The sequence below is a fragment of the Mesorhizobium sp. P5_C1 genome (assembly GCF_054049815.1).
Map to the genome: position 1 here is coordinate 1 of NZ_JBFULQ010000287.1, position 7,075 is coordinate 7,075.

At 64.9% G+C, this 7,075-nt stretch carries 8 protein-coding genes; 5 read left to right on the top strand and 3 right to left on the bottom strand.

Annotated elements, in window-relative coordinates:
- The coding region (locus tag ACXJ7R_RS20575) for an ImuA family protein (RefSeq protein WP_457153450.1) at nt 1-769 on the bottom strand (769 nt) is incomplete at its 3' end.
- A 184-nt stretch (nt 770-953) separates the two neighbouring features.
- On the opposite strand from ACXJ7R_RS20575, the gene ACXJ7R_RS20580 reads away from it, so the two are divergent.
- Nucleotides 954-1,376 (top strand): metallopeptidase family protein, encoded by a 423-nt coding sequence (locus ACXJ7R_RS20580; protein ID WP_095084388.1) that lies wholly within the window; start codon nt 954-956, stop codon nt 1,374-1,376.
- A gap of 244 nt (nt 1,377-1,620) precedes the next feature.
- On the opposite strand, the gene ACXJ7R_RS20585 is transcribed toward ACXJ7R_RS20580, so the two are convergent.
- Together ACXJ7R_RS20585 and ACXJ7R_RS20590 are read right to left on the bottom strand one after the other, a co-directional pair.
- Complete coding sequence (locus ACXJ7R_RS20585; RefSeq protein WP_457153451.1) at nt 1,621-1,827, bottom strand: DUF1737 domain-containing protein; 207 nt, start codon at nt 1,825-1,827, stop codon at nt 1,621-1,623.
- Nucleotides 1,828-1,876: 49 nt separating this feature from the next.
- Nucleotides 1,877-2,767: an HpcH/HpaI aldolase/citrate lyase family protein gene (locus ACXJ7R_RS20590; protein WP_457153452.1), complete on the bottom strand. Its 891-nt coding sequence runs from the start codon at nt 2,765-2,767 to the stop codon at nt 1,877-1,879.
- A gap of 294 nt (nt 2,768-3,061) precedes the next feature.
- On the opposite strand from ACXJ7R_RS20590, the gene ACXJ7R_RS20595 reads away from it, so the two are divergent.
- The 4 genes from ACXJ7R_RS20595 to ACXJ7R_RS20610 all read left to right on the top strand — a co-directional run.
- The gene (locus ACXJ7R_RS20595; protein ID WP_457153453.1) at nt 3,062-4,600 is read left to right on the top strand and encodes a DUF4153 domain-containing protein; all 1,539 of its coding nucleotides are present in this window, start codon (nt 3,062-3,064) and stop codon (nt 4,598-4,600) included.
- A 3-nt stretch (nt 4,601-4,603) separates the two neighbouring features.
- Nucleotides 4,604-5,296 (top strand): response regulator, encoded by a 693-nt coding sequence (locus ACXJ7R_RS20600; protein WP_457153454.1) that lies wholly within the window; start codon nt 4,604-4,606, stop codon nt 5,294-5,296.
- Complete coding sequence (locus ACXJ7R_RS20605; RefSeq protein ID WP_457153455.1) at nt 5,287-6,888, top strand: ATP-binding protein; 1,602 nt, start codon at nt 5,287-5,289, stop codon at nt 6,886-6,888. The genes ACXJ7R_RS20600 and ACXJ7R_RS20605 overlap by 10 nt, the downstream gene beginning before the upstream one ends.
- Before the next feature lie 41 nt (nt 6,889-6,929).
- The coding region (locus ACXJ7R_RS20610; protein WP_457153456.1) for an FAD-dependent oxidoreductase at nt 6,930-7,075 on the top strand (146 nt) is incomplete at its 3' end.

Consider the following 7,075-nt stretch of genomic DNA (forward strand, 5'->3'; position numbering starts at 1 on the left):
TGCCGATGGTGAGGGTGAAGGCCGGGCGGCCGATCGAGCCGGCGAGCGGCCCGACGATGGTGTCGCGCGGCACCGCCGGTGCCGACGCGACGATGAGACGAACGGGTGCGGCCGTCGGTTCGGGCTCGGCAGCCTGCCGCAGCAGGAACACCGGCCGGCCGGCACTCTGTGCCCGGGCATGCAGCCGGCGCGTCGCGGTCAGGTCGAGCCGCTGCGGATTGCCGCGGATCTCGAGGATGACGGCGGCGAGCGCCGTCATCCGGGCGGCCTCCTCGGCGACCCACAGCGCATCGACAAGTTTTGGCGCCTCGGAAAACAGCAATTGCTCGGGTTCGATGCCGAACGAGGCATGAAGCCCCCTGGCATAGGGAAAGCCGGCCTCGCGAAAAATCTCCGATGTGCCGATCCAGAGCACCGGCAACCCTTGCGTCTGCTTGAGGATCAGGCTTGCGAGCGACAGAGCGAAGCCGGCGACGGCTCCGGCATCGCGGGTTTCAATGCCATGGATTTCGCTCAAGGCGGCTTTCGGCAGGCCGCCGCTCAGGGCGGCATCGAGCCGCTCGACGCCGGTGGACAGGAACGCATCCGGCAGCGCCGTGGCAACGCCTCGGCGGACAATCGTCACATCGATGCTGGGGCCGGCGTCGACGCGAACATCGGGAGCCGCGGCGGCCGGCGCCTGCAGGCGCTCGGGCAGCGTTCCCTCGATCTTCGCGATCTGGCGGCGCAGGGCAAAAACAGTCTCCCGCGCCACGGCGGTCATCGCCATGACGGTCAGCTTTCACTCACAATTGTTCCTGTTATGTTCCTATAGATTCCAGAGGGTGCTGGAAGAGTCAAGCGGAGTCATGGGGAATTTATTCCTGCCCCGGGGCTTGTCGGAGGCGTGGGCCGCCCCCGCCATTTGCCGATTGCGGCGCGAAAGCCTATATGCCGGGATCAAAGGACACAGCATGGCCCGCATCTACAAGACCCGCAGCTGGCACGACGAGCTTTCGCCGTCGATGGAGGAAATGGAGTTCCTGGCGCTGGAGGCTTACGCCCATCTGCCGGAGGATTTTCGCAAGCTGACTGGCGAGATCGTCATCCAGATCGCCGAGTTCCCGACCGACGAGATCATGGACGATCTGTCGCTGGAAACGCCCTTCGACCTGCTCGGCCTGTTCGAGGGACGCGGCATCGCCGAGCGCTGGAATCCGCAGACCGGCGAAGGCCCGAATCGTATCACGCTCTACCGCCGCGCCATCCTCGACTACTGGGCCGAAAACGAGGAAACGCTGGGCGACATCGTCACCCACGTGCTGATCCACGAGATCGGCCACCATTTCGGCCTCTCGGACGATGATATGGAGAAGATCGAAGAGGCGGCTGAGTAGAACGTCAGAGGCTTGCGCACAGCGGTAAGGAACTGGCGTCTCATTCCTTCGCGCCCCCTCTGGCCTGCCGGCCATCTCCCCTCAAGTGGGGAGATTGGCAGTTTCAACCTCCGCTCCTTTTCTTCCACGCTGAAAATTAGCGAAAGCCGTCCACGACATCCGATCTCCCCCCTTGAGGGGGAGATGTCCGGCAGGACAAAGGGGGCGCTGTCCCGCCAGCGTGGGACTATACCAATCGCCAAGCCTACCAATCACTCAGCTTGGTATCCGGCCCATATTCCTGACCGTCGATATCCTTGACCACGGCCTGGCCGCAGCGCATCGTCTTGGCCTCCTTGTCGAAGGCATAGGTCGGCGAGCCGAACAGGTGCCAGCCCTTGTTCAGCGCCGCAGTCACCTTGTGGCAGAAGCTGGCATCGTCAGGGCCAGTGAGAAAGCGGTAGAGTTTCATCCGTCAATTCCTGTCGTGAGTGCCCTTAGCCCGCGAGCATCAGGCGATATCATGCGCCGATGGCCGCCGCCTTCGCCAGCAGTTTTTCAGCTTGCGCCAAGTGCAGCCTCTCGACCATTTTTCCATTCAGCGCAATCACGCCCTTGCCGGCATTTTCCGGAAGCGCAAAGGCATCCTTCACCACGCGTGCCTCGGCCACGGCTTCAGCGGACGGCGCGAAGGCCAGGTTCGCCGCTTCGATCTGGGCCGGATGGATGAGGCTCTTGCCGTCGAACCCCATGGCCGCCGCTTCCGTGCATTCATGGGCGAAGGCGTCGAGGTCGCGAAAATCGTTGGAGACGCCGTCGAGAATGTCGAGGCGGCCGGCGCGCGCGGCCAGCACCATCTGCATCAGCCACGGCACGAGGTAGCGCCGGTCAGGAGTCGCCGACACGCCGGTGCCGTTGAGCAGGTCGTTCGTTCCGGCAACGAAACAAGCCAAGCGCGAAGCCGGATCGCGGCCAAGTTCGGCAATGGCGCCGATGTTGAGCAGCGCCTTGGGCGTCTCGATCATCGCCCACAGTTTCACGCTGTCGGGAGCAAAATTGTCGTCGAGCACATCGCCCGCCTCGAGCAGGTCGCGCGGCGTGTCGACCTTGGGCAACAGGATGCCGTCGGGCTCGCAGCTAGCGACAGCCAGCAGGTCGTCGGCGCCCCATTCGCTGGCCAGCGCATTGACGCGCACCACCATCTCGCAGCGGCGGCCAAGGTGGTTGGCAACCGGGCGGTTGGCGAAGATGTCGGCCAGCTTTTCACGCACGGCGATCTTGTCGGCCGGAGCGACGCCATCTTCGAGGTCGATGATGACGGCATCGCAGGCAAGCTGCGCGATCTTGGCCAGCGCCCTGTCGTTGGAGGCGGGGATGTAAAGCACCGAGCGGCGCGGACGATAGGTTTCCATGGCTGATCTATGCCGTCTGTGGATGGTCGAGGCAAGTCGTCTCCAGCCCTGCACGAAAACTGCATACGCATGCGGAAAACCTCCTCCGATCCGCCCCGCCGTCTCCCTGCCGGCCTGCGAGACAGGCGGCATGCAAAACCGAGCAAAACCCCGTTGGTCCCTTCCTTACCGGCTGCGCAGCGAGGGCTGGTGGCTGGTCGATCCGCCGCGCGCGAATCCGGTGGCGATCCTCATCCCTTTCGCCCGCAAGTGCCCGCCGACCATCCGGCTGGAAGCCGTCAGGAGGGCCAGGTCATGACAGCGTTCGTCTCTGCCGCGCCGAGTTATTGCGCGCGCCTCGGTGTTGCCGTGCTGCTGGTCGCGCTGGCGGATTTTCTCTTCTACGGCCAGCCAGCCGGCATCACGGTTTTCCTGTTCGCCATCCTGATTGCCGCCGCCGTGGTGGCCGTGCATCCCGCCGCCTTCAGCGACGGCAGGCTGTGGATCAAGCCCACCGCGCTGCTTGTCGCGCTGCTGCCGCTCGCCGAAAATGTCAGCGCTCTGTCGGTATCGATCGCGCTTGCGGCCCTGGTCGTCTTCGCGCTCTCGCTGAGCGGGCGGCTGCGCCATCGCATCGCTCGCATTGCCTGCCAGATCGCACTGTTCGGGCTGGCGGCGCCGTTCCGGTTCGCCAACGACTTCATCCGCTGGCGCAGGACGGCGCGTCGCTTCGGCCGGCGCCGCGTCCGGCTGGCAGCGATCGCCGTCTGGGTCATGCCGCTGACGCTGGGCGCCGTCTTCCTGGCGCTGTTCGGCGCCGCCAATCCGGTCATCGACTACTGGCTGTCGCTGATCGACCTGCTGAAGCTGCTCGATCTCATCCAGCTCACGCGGATTGCCTTCTGGCTGTTCGTGCTGGTCTGTGTCTGGGCCTTTCTACGGCCACGCCTGCCGCGTCGGGTTCGTCGCATCCCTCGCGCGACGCCGGCGGTGGTCAGCACTCAAGCTGAGAAAACCATCGCCATAGAGGATATCCTGTTCGGCAAAGCCGCCATCCTGCGCGCGCTTGTTGTCTTCAACATCCTGTTTGCGCTGCAGACCGGGCTCGACGCCACCTATCTGTGGGGTGGGGTGGCGCTGCCCGATGGGCTGAGCTATGCGGCTTACGCGCATCGCGGCGCCTATCCCTTGATCGTCACCGCGCTGCTTGCCGCCGGCTTCGTGCTGGCGGCGCTCAGGCCGGGAAGCGAAACATCGGGGGATCCGCTCATCCGCCGGCTGGTCTATGCCTGGGTGGCGCAGAACATCATGCTGGTCATCTCGTCGATCCTGCGGCTCGATCTCTATGTCGGCATCTACGCGCTGACCTACTGGCGCATCGCGGCTTTCGTCTGGATGGGGCTGGTGGCATCAGGTCTTGCGCTGATCATCGCCCGCATAGCGCTCGGAAAATCCAATGAATGGCTGTTGTCCGCCAATCTTCTGACGTTATCTCTGACGCTTTATACCGGCTGTTTCATCAATTTCGCCGCGCTGATCGCCAATTACAATGTCGACCACTCCCTCGAAATGACCGGCCAAGGCATCTCCCTCGACGCCTGGTATCTGCGCTCGCTCGGCCCGGGTGCGTTTCCGGCAATGGATCGCTTCCTCGATCATCAGAGTCGAGCCGCCAACAATTCGGTCTTCCGCGAACTGGCAGGGCGGCGCGGCAACGACGAAGACTGGTATCGAACCGTTCAGGAAAACTGGCGGGCCTGGAGCTTTCGCGACTGGCGCCTGCTTCGCTATCTCGACAGCAAGGGGTCGCTCGTGCTTCCTCAGCCTTCGCAACCTTCCTTGCCGGGCCGCTGACCGATGCCGCATAACATCCTCGTCGCCGACGATGACCCGCATATCCGCGAGGTGATCTGCTTCGCGCTGGAAAAGGCCGGCATGAAAACGCTTGGGGTGGCCGACGGCGCCGCCGCCTTGCAGGAGATCGGACGCCGCGCGCCGGATCTCGTCGTGCTCGACATCGGCATGCCGGAGATGGACGGGCTGGAGGTCTGCCGGCGGCTGCGGCACACATCCGACGTGCCGGTGCTGTTCCTGTCCGCGCGCGACGAGGAGATCGACCGCATCCTCGGGCTCGAAATGGGCGGCGACGACTATGTGACAAAACCGTTCAGCCCGCGAGAGCTGGTCGCCCGCGTCAACGTCATCCTGCGGCGCGCCCGCCCGGTGCTGCCCGAACCGGCCGACGACAGGCAGTTCGCGCATGGCAAGCTCGCTCTGGCGCCGGCCAGCCACGCCGCCAGCTTCGATGGCAAGCCGCTTGCCCTGACCGGGATCGAGTTCTCCATCCTGAAAGGATTTTTGGCGCGGCCGACGCATGTGCTCGACCGCGACGCGGTGATGGCAAACGCCTATGCCGCCAACATCCATGTCGCCGGCCGCACTGTGGACAGCCATATCCGCAACATCCGCGCCAAGCTGGCGGCGGCGGGTTGCCTGGATGCTATCGAGACTGTGCACGGCGTCGGCTTCCGGCTCGGCCGATGCGGTTGACGGCCTCCCGCAAATGGATCGGCCGCAAATGGCGGCCGCGCCTTGCCACGGTCGTCGTTGCCATCCTGATCCTGGTGATGGCGTTGCCGCTGGTGGGCCTGTTCTTCTTTCGGCTCTACGAGAACCAACTGATCCGCCAGACCGAAGCCGAGTTGATCGCGCAAGGTGCCGCCATCGCCGCCATCTATGCGCAGGACGTGCGCGATGCCGGCATCCCGCCGGAAAAACTCGGCGCGCCAATGCCGCGGGCAAACGCGGATGCGAGCCGCAGCGTCGATCCCGACCCTCTGTACAGGCCGATCGAGCCGCAGCTCGATCTCGCTTCCGACACCGTGCTGCCGACGCGGCCGGCGGCGATGCCTGCCACCATCGATCCCGCCTTCGCCGCCATCGGCGCGCGCCTGTCCGGTGTTCTCGATGCCACGCAGAAAACCACGCTGGCCGGCTTCCGGCTGCTCGACCCCACCGGCGTCGTCATTGCCGGACGTGGCGAGGTCGGGCAATCGCTTGACGGGGTTGAAGAGGTGCGCGAGGCCCTTGCCGGCCGCTATGCCAGTGCGCTGCGGCTGCGCATTCCCAACCAGCCGGCGCCACCGCTCTATTCGGTCAGCCGAGGCACCAAGGTGCGTGTCTTTGTCGCCCTGCCTGTGGCCATAGACGGTAAGGTCGCCGGCGTGGTCTATGTGTCGCGGACGCCCAACAACATCGTCAAGCATCTCTATGGCGAGCGCGGCAAGGTGACCCTGGCGGCAATCACCATCCTCGGCGGCACGCTGCTCATCGGCCTGGTCTTCCTGCGTACCGTCAGTCGGCCGATCTATGCGCTGATCGACCGCACCCAGCGCATCGCCGCCGGCGACCGCCAGGCCATCAAGCCGCTCGACCACCACGGCACCTATGAAATGGCGGAGCTCTCCGCCGCCTTCCTCGACATGGCGGAAAAGCTGCAGGCGCGATCGGACTCGATCCAGACCTTTGCCACCCATGTGTCGCATGAGCTCAAATCGCCGCTGACGGCGATCCAGGGTGCGGCCGAGCTGCTCCGCGATTCCGGTTCGGCGATGGACGAGGCCGAGCGGCAGCGCTTCTCCAACAACATCGTCACCGATGCGGGGCGGCTCAATCTGCTGGTGCGCCGGCTGCTCGACCTGGCGCGGGCCGAGAATCTGGCGCCGAGCGGTGAAAGTACCTCGATCGGCGCAGCGCTGGCACTGCTTCCTGTAGACAACAGGCTGGCGGTTCGTGTCGAGGCCGGCGGCGAGATCGATTTGCGCATATCGGCTGAGAACGCGGCAATCGTGCTTGCCAATCTCATCGACAATTCAGCCAGGCACGGCGCGACGCAGGTGTCGGTCACCGTGGCGAGCACCGGCGGCAAGGCGTCCATCCTGGTCAGCGACGACGGCGCCGGCATTTCGCCGAGCAACCGGGCGCGCATCTTCGAACCATTCTTCACCACGCGGCGCGATTCCGGCGGCACCGGCATGGGGCTCGGCATCGTGCTGGCCCTCCTGAAAGCGCATGATGGTATGATCCAGCTGGTTGACTCCGAACGCGGCACGCGCTTCGAGATTACCTTGCCAACCGCGTGACTCCCCAATCAGCGGCTCGAACCGGAAAGGGCATAAAAAGCGTGCGCTACGACATTGTCATCATCGGCGGGGCCATCGTTGGATCCTCGATCGCCTACTATCTGCGCGAGGAGGGGTTTTCGGGCTCCATCGCGCTGATCGAGCGCGATCCGCAATTTGCCCATGCGGCGACGACGCTGTCCTGCGC